We start from the raw sequence: 13,043 nt of genomic DNA on the forward strand, positions 1-13,043 counted from the left end.
GCCGGCGACTGCGCAGGCACCGACGCGGCGACCGCGAACTCCGCCAGCCGCACCGACACACCCCCGGACCCGGAAGCCCCCTCCGGGGAACGCAGCACCCCGAGCATCGTCCGCAGCTCCGTCAACGCCTGACGCCCCATGTCACCCACGAGCGCCGCGTTCTTCGACGCCTTCTCCGGGTCCTTGAGCGCCACCGCCTGCAACGCCGCCGAATGCACCACCATCAAGCTCACCCTGTGCGCGACCACGTCGTGCATCTCCCGGGCGATCCGCGTCCGCTCCTCGTTGCGGGCCCACTCCGCGCGCTCCTCCGCACGGTCCGCCAGCAACGCCAACTCCCGCTCCAGACCGTCCGCACGCTCCCGCAGCGACTCCACCAGCCGGCGGCGCGCAGCCACGTACAGACCTGTCAGCACCGGCGGCGTCGTCAGCCCCAGCGACAGCACGACGGACATCAGCGGAATGAACCACGCCGGCGGATTGAAGCCCGGGTCCTGGCCGATGCTCTGATGCATCCGTATCAGCGTGATGATCACGGCGGCCACCACCTGCATCCCCGTCAGCAGCACGAGGATCCGGCGCGGCACTTCCGCGATGGCGAGGCTGTAGAGCCCGACGACTCCGAGCAGCAACCCCATCTCCGCCGGAGTCAGCGCGATGGCGACCAGCACGACCGCGATCGGCCACCGCCGCCGCAGCACCAGCACCGCCCCGACCACGACCCCCAGAGCGACCCCCGCCGCCGTCGGGACCCCGGATTCGGCGGCGAACGCCACCCCCTGATAACCGCACTCCACCGACGACAGCACGCCCAGGCCGATGTCCAGCACGGCACTGCGGCGGCGCCTCCACCACCATGGTCCGCCGACGACACGGCGCTCCCCCGTCTCGGTCATGGAGCCAGCGTACGACCGGCCGCCAAGCCGTTTTCCTGCTTGCCCCAGGAAGCGACCGTTCCGCCACAGGACCCGACCGTTCCGTCCCACAGTCGGGACAGGCGGCGCGTAGCGGAGAAATGCCTGTTCCCCACTCGAACTGGTGAATAGAGTGCGGTTCCCCTGCCCTCTGGCAGGGCCACCGCAGAAGCTGCGGGCATGAACGAAATCCCAGCGCAGCGGCAACTCCGGGAAGGCGACGGTTTGGCTGGGCTCCGTCAGGGTTCGGCCACATACGAAGAGCTGAGGGCGAAGGCGATCGCCTTTCGTCGGGAAGGGCTCAGTCGACGCCAGATCCGCGACCGACTCAAGGTGGGCAACAACGACCTCCTCAACCGGCTCCTGGAGGGCGAGCCCCCACCGGAGTGGACGAAGCGACCGCGAGCGAAGGACGAGATGAGGGCAAGAGCCCGCACGCTCCGGCTCAAAGGTTGGACGTACGACAGGATCGAGGTGGAACTCGGGGTCTCCAGGAGCTCCATCTCACTGTGGGCGCGGGACCTGCCGAAGCCCCCTCCTCGCTCACCCGAGGAGGCCTCAGCCATCTCCAAGCGAGGCTGGGAGGTGACGCTGCAGAAGCGGGAAGAAGAGCGGCAACGCGTGAAGTCCCGTTCCGCACAGGAAATCGGCCAGCTCAGCAATCGCGAGCTCTTCCTGATCGGCGTGGGGCTCTATTGGGCCGAGGGATCGAAGAGCAAGTCGTACCGGCGCAACGAGACCGTGACGTTCATCAACAGCGACCCGGACATGATCCGCGTCTACCTCGCATGGCTGTCTCTGCTGAAGGTGTCATCCGATCGCTTGCGCTTCTCGGTGATGATTCACGAGTCGGCCGATGTGGCCGCCACGGAACGCTACTGGGCCGATCTTGTGAACCAAGACGTCGCCGACTTCGGAAAGACGACCCTCAAGAGGCACAACCCGAAGACCATCCGTAAGAATGTGGGGGCCGACTACCGTGGGTGCCTTGTAGTCCGGGTACTGCAATGCGCGGACCTGTACCGTCGCATCGAGGGCTGGTGGTCGGGCATAGTGGAGGCCGCCAGCGAGCGGTCGGACCTGAAACAGTGTCCGTTTTGACCGCTTTACTATCCCCCGTGGTGTAATTGGCAACACTGTCGGTTTTGGTCCGACCATTCCAGGTTCGAGTCCTGGCGGGGGAGCTCAAGGTTCGAATGCCTGGCCCGGCCTTCCCAGGTCGGGGCCCGCTCTCGTGTCCGGGACCCGGGCCGCCCCTAACCCACCGGTATCCTGCGGGTGTTCCCCCTGACCCCGTAGCCGAAGGGCACCCCCGTGAGCGCCAACCGCCCGGCAGCCGTCGTCGTACTCGCAGCGGGTGAGGGCACCCGCATGAAGTCGGCGACCCCCAAGGTCCTGCACGACATCTGCGGCCGTTCCCTTCTCGGTCATGTGGTCGCCGCCTCCCGCAGCCTCTTCCCCGAGAACCTCGTGGTCGTGGTCGGGCATGCGCGCGAGCAGGTGAGCGCCCATCTCGCCGAGGTGGACTCCAAGGTGCGCACGGCCGTGCAGTACGAGCAGAACGGCACGGGGCACGCCGTCCGCATGGGCCTCGAGGAGCTTTCCGGAAGCGGTGTGGCCCTGGACGGCACGGTGGTCGTCACGTGCGGGGACACTCCTCTGCTCACCGGGGAGACGCTTCAGGCTCTCGCCGACACCCACGCCTCCGACGGCAACGCGGTCACCGTGCTGACGGCCGAGGTGCCGGACTCGACGGGCTACGGCCGCATCGTGCGCGACCCCGAGAGCGGCGCGGTGACCGCGATCGTGGAGCACAAGGACGCGACGCCCGAGCAGCTGGCCGTCTCGGAGATCAACTCCGGGGTGTTCGCCTTCGACGCTCAGCTGCTGACCGACGCGCTGGGTAAGGTGCGTACGGACAACAGCCAGGGTGAGGAGTATCTGACGGACGTGCTCGGCATCCTCCGCAGTGCCGGGCACCGGGTGGGCGCTTCGGTGACGGGCGATCACCGGGAGATCCTGGGCATCAACAACCGCGTGCAGCTTGCCGAGGCGCGCCGTCTGCTCAACGGGCGTCTGCTGGAGGCGGCGATGCTCGCCGGTGTGACGGTGGTCGATCCGGCGTCGACGTGGCTGGATGCGACGGTGTCGTACGAGCCGGACGCGACGGTGCTGCCGGGGACGCAGCTGACCGGTTCGACGCATCTGGCGTCGGGGTGCGAGGTGGGTCCCAACTCCCGTCTGACGGACACGGTCGTGGGCGAGGGTGCGACGGTGAGCAACACGGTGGCGCTGGGCGCGGAGGTCGGGCCGGGTGCGAATGTCGGGCCGTTCACGTATCTGCGTCCCGGCACGAAGTTGGGCGGGAAGACGAAGGCGGGCAGTTTCGTCGAGATCAAGAACGCCGAGATCGGTGAGGGCACCAAGGTGCCTCATCTCTCCTATGTGGGGGACGCGTCGATCGGTGAGCAGAGCAACATCGGTGCTGCTTCGGTGTTCGTGAATTACGACGGGGTGAACAAGCACCGGACGACGATCGGCTCTCACTGCCGTACGGGTGCGGACAACATGTTTGTGGCGCCTGTCACTGTCGGGGACGGCGCCTATACGGCTGCGGGTTCGGTGATCACGAAGGACGTTCCGCCGGGCTCGCTCGCGGTGGCGCGTGGCCAACAGCGCAATATCGCAGGGTGGGTGGCGCGTAAGCGTCCCGGCAGCGCGGCGGCGCAGGCGGCCGAGAGTGCCGGCGGTTCTGCGGACTCGCAGGCCCCGGAGGCGGGCTGACGAGCGGTGACCGCTGCTGCCGCGTACCGGAGGGGGTTGGGCGGGGCGTACGGTTAAGTGGCAGGCACGCCCCGCGGAACGCAAGGAGACAGTGCAGTGACCGGGATCAAGACGACCGGCGAGAAGAAGTTGATGCTCTTCTCCGGCCGCGCACACCCCGAGCTGGCGGAGGAGGTCGCGGAGCAGCTGGGTATCGGTGTGGTCCCGACCAAGGCTTTCGATTTCGCGAACGGCGAGATCTATGTTCGTTTCCAGGAGTCCGCGCGCGGCGCCGACTGCTTTCTGATGCAGAGCCACACGGCTCCGATCAACAAGTCGATCATGGAACAGCTGATCATGGTCGATGCTCTGAAGCGTGCTTCGGCCCGGAGCATCACGGTGATCGTTCCGTTCTACGGGTATGCGCGTCAGGACAAGAAGCACCGTGGGCGTGAGCCGATTTCGGCGCGGTTGATGGCGGATCTGCTGCAGACGGCGGGTGCGGACCGGATTCTCACGGTGGATCTGCACACGGATCAGATTCAGGGTTTCTTCGACGGCCCGGTGGATCACCTTTTCGCGCTGCCGGTTCTGGCCGACTACGTGGGCGCGAGGATGGACCGGGACAAGCTGACCGTGGTCTCGCCGGACGCGGGTCGTGTGCGGGTGGCGGACCGTTGGGCGGACCGGTTGGGTGCGCCGCTGGCGATCGTCCACAAGCGCCGCGACCCCGAGGTCGCGAATCGGGTGACGGTGCACGAGGTGGTCGGTGACGTCGAGGGCCGGGTGTGTGTCCTGGTGGACGACATGATCGACACCGGTGGCACCATCTGCGCCGCTGCGGACGCGTTGTTCGCGAACGGTGCGGAGGACGTCGTCGTCACGGCGACGCACGGTGTGCTGTCGGGTCCCGCCGCGGACCGGTTGAAGAATTCGAAGGTGAGCGAGTTCGTCTTCATGAACACGCTGCCGACGCCGTCGGAGCTCCAGCTCGACAAGATCACGGTGCTGTCGATGGCTCCGACCATCGCGCGCGCGGTGCGTGAGGTCTTCGAGGACGGCTCTGTGACCAGCCTCTTCGACGAGCAGGCCTAGTTCCTCCTGGTGTGAAGCGGCGGTCTGCGGGCCGCCCGGTGATCGATTTCCGCACGGCCTTCCTCGGCGCGTAGACTCCTGGAGTCGCTCGGCGAGGGAGGCCGTGTTCGTGCGCAGGTACGGGCCGGCTCATCCGTTATCGACGCGCGCTCTTCGTCAGGGTCTTCATGGACGGATTCCGCTCCGTGTCCGGCTCTGCGGCGTAGCCGGTCTGCGTGGACGGACCGAGTGACACCACAGATGCGAGATCCGTTTCGATTGCGAGGAGCGCAGCATGGCTGACGTGAATCTTTCCGCCAGTGTCCGCAAGGAGTTCGGCAAGGGCTCGGCCCGTCGTCTGCGCCGCGAGGAGAAGGTTCCCGCGGTGATCTACGGTCACGGCGAAGACCCGGTCCACGTGGCGCTTCCCAGCTACGACTTGATGATGGCGCTGAAGACGTCGAACGTCCTGATCCACCTGGACGTCGAGGGCAAGAAGCAGCTCGTCATCCCGAAGGCCATCCAGCGTGAGGCGATCCGCGGCTTCCTGGTCCACGCCGACCTCCTCATCGTCCGCAAGGGCGAGAAGGTGAACGTGGACGTCCCGATCCACGTCGAGGGTGAGCTGGCGCCCGGACAGAACCTGCTGGAGCACGTGCTGGTCGCTCTGCCGGTCGAGGCCGAGGCGACGCACATTCCGGAGTCGGTCACCGTTTCCGTCGAGGGTCTGGACGCGGGCGACTCGGTCAACGCCGGTCAGATCAAGCTGCCCAAGGGCACTTCGCTCGCGATCGAGCCCGAGGACATCGTGATCCAGGTGCTGGCGGCTCAGGCCGAGGAGCCGTCCGCCGAGGAGGAGACCGAGGGCGAGGAGGAGGCCCCCAGCGAGGTTGCTCCTGAGTGATCTCCCCTTCCTGAACTGCCGCCGCGTTCTCCCCTGTTGGGCGGGGAACGCGGCGGCGGTTGTTCCGCTCTCGCTGAAGGACCGCACAGATGACGACCGATGCCAGTACGGGTGAGTCGGGGCCGTGGCTGATCGTGGGGCTGGGCAATCCCGGGCCTGGTTATGCGGGTAACCGGCACAACGTGGGTTTCGCCGTGACCGATCTGCTCGCTTCGCGGGTCGGGGGGAAGTTCAAGTCGCACAAGTCGCGTGCGCAGGTGGTGGAGGGACGCATCGGCATGCCCGGTGTCTCCAGCCGCCGGATCATCGTCGCTCAGCCGATGTCGTACATGAATCTCTCGGGTGGCCCGGTCACGGCGCTGCGGGACTTCTACAAGGTTCCGTCGGAGCGGATCGTCGTGGTGCACGACGAGTTGGACATCGATTTCGGTGCGCTGCGTCTGAAGAAGGGCGGCGGCGACAACGGCCACAACGGGCTGAAGTCCCTGACGAAGTCGATGGGTCCGGACTATTTCCGTGTGCGTTTCGGCCTGGGCAGGCCGCCCGGCCGGATGCAGGTGGCGGACTACGTGCTCAAGGATTTCTCGGGTGCGGAGCGCAAGGAGCTGGACTACTTCGTGGACCGGGCGGCGGACGCGGTGGAGTCGCTCATCGTGGACGGTCTGGAGCGGGCGCAGAGCACGTACAACTCCTAGGGCACACCTCCAACTCCCGGGTCCGGCGCGTTCCGTGCCGCCGTACCGCCTTGCGTCCCCGAGTCGCCTGCGTGGACCGAGCGGCATCAACGCCGCTGCGGGGGAGGAGTGGGGCGCATCATTGCTTTAGCGTCCAAGCCGGATGTGGAGGTTGACCCTCCGGGCGGTTTGCCCAAGGATCGCGGCCATGTCCTCCTCGACCAGCACCGCCAAGCGCAGCACGGGCAAGCGCAGCCGCACCCGCCGGGCCGGGGAGAGCATGTACGGGATGCTGCTCCTGGTACGCAACATCCTGCTGGGGCTTGTCGTGCTGCTTCTGCTGGTCGCCGGGGGCTGGACCTCCTGGGAGACGGCCGGGCCGGCGCTGACGGGCGACCAGCGCGGCACCGTGCGGATCGCGAAGTGCACCGACGACGAGTGCTCGGGGTCGTTCACCCCTGCCGGCGAGGGCGGTTCGCTCGTCAAGAAGGTCACGCTGGCCGAGTCGGCGTCCGGTGAGGTCGGTGAGCGGCTTCAGGTGGCGCTGCGGCCGGGCACGACGGAGGCGGTGCGGACGGGCCCGTCGGGTGCGCTCTACGGCGCGGTGCCGTTCGGGGGTTCGCTGATGCTGGCGGCGCTGGTCGTGGCCGGCGGTCTGCGGTGGAAGCGCACGGCTCTGGTGCTGGGGCTGCTCGGGGCGGCGCTGATGGGTGCTTCCTGGGCGCTGCTGACGTTCTGAAGGAGGCGGCGGCACCCGCGGTGCGCGCCGCCGCGTGAAGGCTTGAAGACGCAGGACGCCGCTGTGGCGGGAGCGAACTCCCGCCGCAGCGGCGTCTTCTTGCGTCTTCCGTGTACGTGCGGCCGTCTCTCCGGCCGGGGGCTCAGCCGGTGTTGCGCAGTCCGGCGGCGACGCCGTTGACGGTCAGCAGGAGGGCGCGGCCCAGCATCTGGTCGGGTTCCTCGCCGCGTTCGGCTGCCGCGCGCTGCCGGTGCAGCAGCGTCACCTGGAGGTAGGAGAGCGGGTCGAGGTAGGCGTCCCGGATGGCGAAGGTCTGCTTCAGCACGGGGCTGGCGTCGAGCAGTTCGCCTTCCCCGGTGATGCGCAGGACTTCCCGAACGGTCAGTTCGTGTTCGGCGCGGATCGTCTCGAAGACGTGCTTGAGCTCGTCGGGCACGAGGGTGTCGACGTAGTGCTGTGCGATGCGCAGGTCGGTCTTGGCGAGGGTCATCTCGACGTTGGCGAGGAAGTTCTGGAAGAAGTGCCAGTGTTCCTGGGCCTCTTCGAGTACGCCGCCGAGTCCGGCCTCGCGTGCCGCCTTCAGCCCGGTGCCCACGCCGAACCAGCCGGGCACGATCTGCCGCGACTGCGTCCAGCCGAAGACCCAGGGGATGGCGCGCAGTCCGTCGAGTCCCGCGCCGCTGTCGGGGCGGCGTGAGGGCCTGGAGCCGAGGTGGAGTTCGGCGAGCTGGTCCACAGGTGTGGATGCGAAGAAGTACGCGGGCAGGTCCGGGTCCTCCACGAGCTTCCGGTAGGCGACGTGCGCCGCGTCGGAGACGGTGTCCATGGCGGCGTCCCAGCGTGCGAGCGCCTCGTCGGACTGCCGGGGCGCGGTGTGCAGGGCGGACGCCTGGAGGGTGGCTGCGACGGTCAGTTCCAGGTTCTCCCTGGCGAGCGACGGCACCAGGTACTTGTCGGAGATGACCTCGCCCTGCTCGGTGACCTTGATCTCACCTTCGAGGGTGCCCCAGGGCTGCGCGAGGATCGCGTCGTGCGTGGGGCCGCCGCCTCGGCCGACGGTGCCGCCGCGGCCGTGGAAGAGCCGCAGCCGTACGCCGTGCCGGTGCGCCACGTCCCTCAGCCGCCGCTGAGCGCGGTGGATCTCCCACTGGGAGGTGGTGATTCCGCCGAACTTGGAGGAGTCGGAGTATCCGAGCATGACCTCCTGAAGGTCGCCGCGGAGGGAGACGAGCTTGCGGTAGGAGGGGTCGGAGAGCATCGCGTCGAGGAGCTCGTCGGCGATCTTCAGCTCGTCGGTGGTCTCCAGCAGGGGGACGATGCCGATGTTCGCCCAGCCTGCGTGCAGGTCGATCAGTCCGGCCTCGCGGGCGAGCACCGCCGCGGCGAAGACGTCGTCGGCGCCCTGGCACATCGAGATGATGTAGGACTCGACGACCTCGGGGCCGAAGGTCTCCAGCGCCTTGCGGACCGTGCTGAAGACGCCGAGTGTCTTGGCGCCGGCAGCGTCGAGGGGTGCCGGTGCGGGCGAGAGGGGGCGGCGGGAGCGCAGCTCCTTGGCGAGCAGCCGCTGCCTGTAGTCGCGGGGCATGTCGGCGTAGCGCCAGGACTGTTCGCCGAGACGGTCGAAGAGCTGCCCGAGGGCGTGGTGGTGGGCGTCGGCGTGCTCGCGTACGTCCATCGTGGCCAGCTGGAGCCCGAAGGCTGCCACCGTGCGCAGGACACGCTCCAGGCGTCCGTCGGCGACGAGTTCGCCGCGGTGTGCGCGCAGCGAGGTCTGGAGCAGCATGAGGTCCTCGACGAGTTCCGCGGTGCCGAGGTAGTCGCGTCCGTCGGCGTGCGGGGCGTCGGAGGCGAGCCTGTCGCGGGTGTTGAGGAGCTTCTGCCGGATGCAGGTGGCCTTGAGCCGGTAGGGCTCCTCGCTGTTGAGCCGCTTGTACCGGGGGCTGATCTCGGGCAGCCGGTCCAGGTCGCGGCTGAGGGAGTCGAGGAGTTCGGAGGTGGCGCCGCTGTTGCGGATGGAGTTGGACAGGGCGCCGCGCAGCTCGTCGATGTGCTCCAGCGCGTCGGTGATGCCGTGCTCGTGCTGCAGGAGCAGCACCTCCCAGGTCACCGCGGGGGTGACGTTGGGGTTGCCGTCGCGGTCGCCGCCGATCCAGGTTCCGAAGGTCAGCGGGCGGGTGCCGGCGGGGAGGGGGGCTCCGGCCCGCTCCAGCTCGGCGGCGAGGTCCTCGAGGACGTCGCCGACGGCGCCTCTGTGCAGCTCGTCCAGGTAGTAGACGGCGTTGCGGGCCTCGTCGGCGGGTTCGGGGCGGGCGACGCGCAGTTCGTCCGTCTGCCAGACGAGGTCGACGTTCTCCGCGAGGCGCAGGTCGGTGCGGCGGCTGTCGGTGGGGTCGTTCTGCTCGAGCAGTTCGGCGATCTTGCGGAGCTTGGTGAGCACGGACCTGCGGGCGGCCTCGGTGGGGTGCGCCGTGAAGACGGGGCGGACGCCGAGGTTGCGCACGGTCGCGGCGAGGTGTGCGGGGTCTGCGTCCTTGAGCATGTCGGCCGTGCGGGAGAGGTTGCCGCCCTCCGCGGCGCGCTTGGCGCGCAGTTCGCGGCCGCGGTGGACCTGCTCGGTGACGTTCGCCAGGTGGAAGTACGTGGAGAAGGCCCGCACCAGCTTGGTGGCGGTCTCCAGGTCGGTCCGGCCCAGAAGTGCGGCGGCGGCCTCGCCGTCGCTGCGGGTGAGGGCCCGTACGCGTTCGACCAGGTCGAGCAGCTCCGCGCCTTCCTGACGCACGAGTGTCTCGCCGAGGAGGTCTCCGAGGCGCCTGATGTCGGCGCGCAGCGCGGAGGTCGATTCGGCCTCGGCGTCCGTCACGGTGTCGGTGTCGGCCGGGTGCCGGCGGTCTTCGGCACGGCTCAGATCGGCACTGCTCACTGGTGCGGCTCCTTGCAGGGTTCGCTTCGGGCAGGTCTCGGACCGCGCTGTCCGGCGCTCACCAGGATATGTGTGGGGCTGTTCGGCCCCTTGTGGCGTCCGAAGGGTGAGCACGAGGTTCGTCTCCCCCGGGCCCCCCTTGCTACGCCTGTGAGGGCTGCCATACTTACGACGCCGTAGGTTACGGTTCCGTAGGAGTTGCCCGGGTACAAGGACCGGTACTCCCCCGACAACTCACTCCCCCTTACCGCTCTGACGAGGGACATCTATGACAACTAGCCCCCCGGAAGTACTCGACAGCTCACCCGAAGCCGAGAACAAAACCACCGCGGGCGCTTCCGTCTCCCCCGCCGACATCGCGACTCTTGGCGGTGACAAGCGCCACTCCGCCGAGCAGATCGCTCTGCTCCTCTTCATCGTCGTCCCCTTCCTCGCCCTGATCGCGGCCGTGCCGCTGACGTGGGGCTGGGGTGTGAGCTGGCTGGACCTGGGTCTGCTCACGGCCATGTACTTCATCGGATGCCACGGCATCACGATCGGCTTCCACCGCTACTTCACGCACGGGTCCTTCAAGGCGAAGAGGCCGCTGCGCATCGCTCTCGCGGTCGTCGGCTCGCTGGCCGTGGAGGGTCCGGTCGTCCGCTGGGTCGCCGACCACCGCAAGCACCACAAGTTCTCCGACGCGGAAGGCGACCCCCACTCGCCTTGGCGCTTCGGCGAGACCGTCCCCGCCCTGATGAAGGGCCTGTGGTGGGCGCACATCGGCTGGATGTTCGACGAGGAGCAGACCCCGCAGCAGAAGTACGCACCCGACCTGATCAAGGACCCGGCCATCCGCGCGGTCTCGCGTCAGTTCGTGCTGTGGACGACCGTGTCGCTGCTGCTGCCCGCCGCCATCGGCGGTCTGGCCACGATGTCCTGGCAGGGTGCGCTGACGGCGTTCTTCTGGGGCTCCCTGGTGCGGGTGGCGCTGCTCCACCACGTCACCTGGTCCATCAACTCCATCTGCCACGCGGTGGGCAAGCGTCCCTTCAAGTCCCGTGACAAGTCCGGGAACGTGTGGTGGCTGGCGATCCTCTCCTGCGGCGAGTCGTGGCACAACCTGCACCACGCGGAGCCCACCAGCGCACGTCACGGTGTGGAGAAGGGCCAGCTGGACTCCAGCGCCCGCATCATCCGCTGGCTGGAGAAGGCGGGCTGGGCGTACGACGTGCGCTGGCCGGCCCGTGACCGTATCGACTCCCGCCGCAAGGAGCAGCCCAGCCAAGCGGCATGATGGATTCTGTGCCGATCGATGACAGCACCGCGAAGGCCGCCAGAGCCCCCAAGAAGGAGAAGCGCGCCGCACGTCGCCGGATGACCGGCAAGGAGCGCCGCGAGCAACTCCTGGACATCGGACGTGCCCTCTTCGCCGAACGTGGCTTCGAGGGCACGTCCGTCGAGGAGATCGCCGCGAAGGCGGGGGTCTCCAAGCCGGTGGTCTACGAGCATTTCGGCGGCAAGGAAGGTCTCTACGCGGTCGTCATCGACCGCGAGATGAGATCGCTGCTGGAGATGGTGACGGGCGCGCTGACGGGTGGTCATCCGCGTGAGCTGCTGGAGCAGGCCGCCTTCGCGTTGCTGGACTACATCGACGTGTACACGGACGGTTTCCGCATCCTGGTCCGCGATTCGCCCGTCGCGCAGTCGACGGGCAATTTCGCGTCGCTGATCAGCGACATCGCCACGCAGGTCGAGGACATCCTCGGACGCGAGTTCAAGTCCCGCGGGTTCGACCCGAAGCTGTCGCCGCTGTACGCACAGGCGCTGGTCGGCATGGTCGCGCTGACGGGCCAGTGGTGGCTGAACGTCCGCAAGCCGAAGAAGGCCGAAGTCGCGGCCCACCTGGTCAACCTGGCCTGGCACGGCCTGGACGGTCTGGAGGCCAAGCCGCGCCTCATCGGTCACCGGCGCAGCTGAGCCGGCGGGCACTGCGCAGCCGGCACGTGAACTTCCCGGGCGCCCTCACCCCTCGGCGGGGTGGGGGCGCTTCGCCGTGTACGCGGCGTCACCGGCGCTGGGCCCGGTGCCGGTGACGGCGCGGTGCGCCGGTGTCAGGGAGCGGCGAATCCGTCCAGTGCCCTCCGGATCTCGGCGCTCATCGTGGCGCTGCCCTGATGACCGGCGTCCTCGATGACGTGGAGGCGGGCACCGGGCCAGGCGCGGGCCAGTTCCCATGCGGTGCTGAGCGGGCCGCCCACGTCGAACCGGCCGTGGAGGAGCACCCCCGGGATTCCGGCCAGGCGTCCCGCGTCGCGCACCAGCGCGCCCTCCTCCAGCCAGGCGCCGTTCGCAAAGTAGTGGGCGGCGATGCGGACCAGGGCCTGGCGGGCGGCCGACGACCGGCTCCCGTACGGCTTGGGGGTGCCACCGGGCTCGAGGGAGAGGACGGCGTCCTCCCAACTGCACCAGTCGTCGGCGGCCTTGGTCCGTACCGCGGGGTCGGGGTCCTCCATCAGCTGGGAGTACGCCGCGACGAGGTCGTCCCGTCCGGCTTCGGGGACGGCCTCCCGGAAGCGGTGCCATTCCTCGGGCACGAACCGCCCGGCGCCCCGGTAGAGCCAGTCGATCTCGGAGCGCCGGGTGGTGGTGACGGAGGGGATGACGATCTCCGAGACCCGCTCGGGGTGCCGCTCGGCGTAGGCCAGGATCAGGGTCGAGCCCCAGGAGCCTCCGAAGAGCAGCCACCGCTCGACGCCGAGATGCTCCCTCAACTGCTCCATGTCCGCGAGGAGATGAGCGGTGGTGTTGTGGCTCATGTCCGTGGCCGGATCGGCGGCGTGGGGGACGCTGCGGCCGCAGCCTCGCTGATCGAAGAGGATGACGCGGTACCGGTCGGGATCGAAGCGGCGGCGGGACGCGGTGTTGCTGCCCGAGCCGGGCCCGCCGTGCACGACGAGGGCGGGCTTGCCGCGCGGGTTGCCGCACACCTCCCAGTGGACGAGGTTGCCGTCGCCCACATCGAGCATGCCCTGCTCGTACGGCTCGACCGGCGGATACAGCGCGTTCATCG

General features: G+C 68.7%; 11 protein-coding genes and 1 tRNA gene. 9 read left to right on the forward strand and 3 right to left on the reverse strand.

The window, feature by feature from the left end; genetic code table 11:
* A partial coding sequence (locus H5J26_RS21600) for a sensor histidine kinase (RefSeq protein WP_181767582.1) occupies positions 1-896 on the reverse strand: 896 nt, incomplete at its 3' end.
* A 198-nt stretch (positions 897-1,094) separates the two neighbouring features.
* On the opposite strand from H5J26_RS21600, the gene H5J26_RS21605 reads away from it, so the two are divergent.
* The 7 genes from H5J26_RS21605 to H5J26_RS21635 all read left to right on the forward strand — a co-directional run bounded on the left by H5J26_RS21605 (position 1,095) and on the right by H5J26_RS21635 (position 7,068).
* Positions 1,095-2,015, forward strand: coding sequence for a hypothetical protein (locus H5J26_RS21605; protein ID WP_235980898.1), 921 nt, complete (start codon positions 1,095-1,097; stop codon positions 2,013-2,015).
* Between the two features lie 11 nt (positions 2,016-2,026).
* Positions 2,027-2,098: transfer RNA gene (locus H5J26_RS21610), tRNA-Gln, on the forward strand.
* A gap of 130 nt (positions 2,099-2,228) precedes the next feature.
* Complete coding sequence (gene glmU / locus H5J26_RS21615; RefSeq protein ID WP_181767583.1) at positions 2,229-3,698, forward strand: bifunctional UDP-N-acetylglucosamine diphosphorylase/glucosamine-1-phosphate N-acetyltransferase GlmU; 1,470 nt, start codon at positions 2,229-2,231, stop codon at positions 3,696-3,698.
* Positions 3,699-3,794: 96 nt separating this feature from the next.
* On the forward strand, positions 3,795-4,772 hold the full coding sequence (locus tag H5J26_RS21620; protein ID WP_181767584.1) for a ribose-phosphate diphosphokinase: 978 nt from the start codon (positions 3,795-3,797) through the stop codon (positions 4,770-4,772).
* A gap of 274 nt (positions 4,773-5,046) precedes the next feature.
* Positions 5,047-5,655 carry a 50S ribosomal protein L25/general stress protein Ctc gene (locus H5J26_RS21625; RefSeq protein ID WP_181767585.1) on the forward strand — a complete coding sequence of 203 codons (609 nt, stop codon included), beginning with the start codon at positions 5,047-5,049 and terminating at the stop codon, positions 5,653-5,655.
* A gap of 89 nt (positions 5,656-5,744) precedes the next feature.
* Entirely contained in the window at positions 5,745-6,350 is a 606-nt protein-coding gene (gene pth, locus H5J26_RS21630; RefSeq protein WP_181767586.1) for an aminoacyl-tRNA hydrolase, read from the forward strand.
* Between the two features lie 187 nt (positions 6,351-6,537).
* Positions 6,538-7,068, forward strand: coding sequence for a hypothetical protein (locus tag H5J26_RS21635; protein ID WP_181767587.1), 531 nt, complete (start codon positions 6,538-6,540; stop codon positions 7,066-7,068).
* A 142-nt stretch (positions 7,069-7,210) separates the two neighbouring features.
* Here the strand turns inward: H5J26_RS21635 and ppc are convergent, their stop codons facing one another.
* Positions 7,211-9,931, reverse strand: coding sequence for a phosphoenolpyruvate carboxylase (gene ppc / locus H5J26_RS21640; protein WP_181767592.1), 2,721 nt, complete (start codon positions 9,929-9,931; stop codon positions 7,211-7,213).
* Between the two features lie 328 nt (positions 9,932-10,259).
* Between ppc and H5J26_RS21645 the strand changes: the two genes are divergently transcribed.
* Together H5J26_RS21645 and H5J26_RS21650 are read left to right on the forward strand one after the other, a co-directional pair.
* Positions 10,260-11,267: an acyl-CoA desaturase gene (locus H5J26_RS21645; protein WP_181767588.1), complete on the forward strand. Its 1,008-nt coding sequence runs from the start codon at positions 10,260-10,262 to the stop codon at positions 11,265-11,267.
* Complete coding sequence (locus tag H5J26_RS21650; protein ID WP_181767589.1) at positions 11,264-11,950, forward strand: TetR/AcrR family transcriptional regulator; 687 nt, start codon at positions 11,264-11,266, stop codon at positions 11,948-11,950. Before H5J26_RS21645 ends, H5J26_RS21650 begins: the two co-directional genes overlap by 4 nt.
* 134 nt (positions 11,951-12,084) lie before the next feature.
* Here H5J26_RS21650 and pip read toward each other — a convergent pair whose 3' ends face one another.
* Positions 12,085-13,041, reverse strand: a complete 957-nt coding sequence (pip, locus tag H5J26_RS21655; protein WP_181767590.1) for a prolyl aminopeptidase — start codon at positions 13,039-13,041, stop codon at positions 12,085-12,087.
* Positions 13,042-13,043 lie beyond the last annotated feature (2 nt).

The organism is Streptomyces albidus (ex Kaewkla and Franco 2022), assembly GCF_013870515.1.
GTDB classification, from domain to species: Bacteria; Actinomycetota; Actinomycetes; order Streptomycetales; family Streptomycetaceae; genus Streptomyces; species Streptomyces albidus.

Coding starts and splice junctions, on each gene's coding strand:
- H5J26_RS21605 (WP_235980898.1), top strand. CDS start 1,095: ATGAACGAAATCCCAGCGCAGCGGCAACTCCGGGAAGGCGACGGTTTG.
- H5J26_RS21625 (WP_181767585.1), top strand. CDS start 5,047: ATGGCTGACGTGAATCTTTCCGCCAGTGTCCGCAAGGAGTTCGGCAAG.
- pth (WP_181767586.1), top strand. CDS start 5,745: ATGACGACCGATGCCAGTACGGGTGAGTCGGGGCCGTGGCTGATCGTG.
- H5J26_RS21635 (WP_181767587.1), top strand. CDS start 6,538: ATGTCCTCCTCGACCAGCACCGCCAAGCGCAGCACGGGCAAGCGCAGC.
- H5J26_RS21645 (WP_181767588.1), top strand. CDS start 10,260: ATGACAACTAGCCCCCCGGAAGTACTCGACAGCTCACCCGAAGCCGAG.
- H5J26_RS21650 (WP_181767589.1), top strand. CDS start 11,264: ATGATGGATTCTGTGCCGATCGATGACAGCACCGCGAAGGCCGCCAGA.
- pip (WP_181767590.1), bottom strand. CDS start 13,041: ATGAACGCGCTGTATCCGCCGGTCGAGCCGTACGAGCAGGGCATGCTC.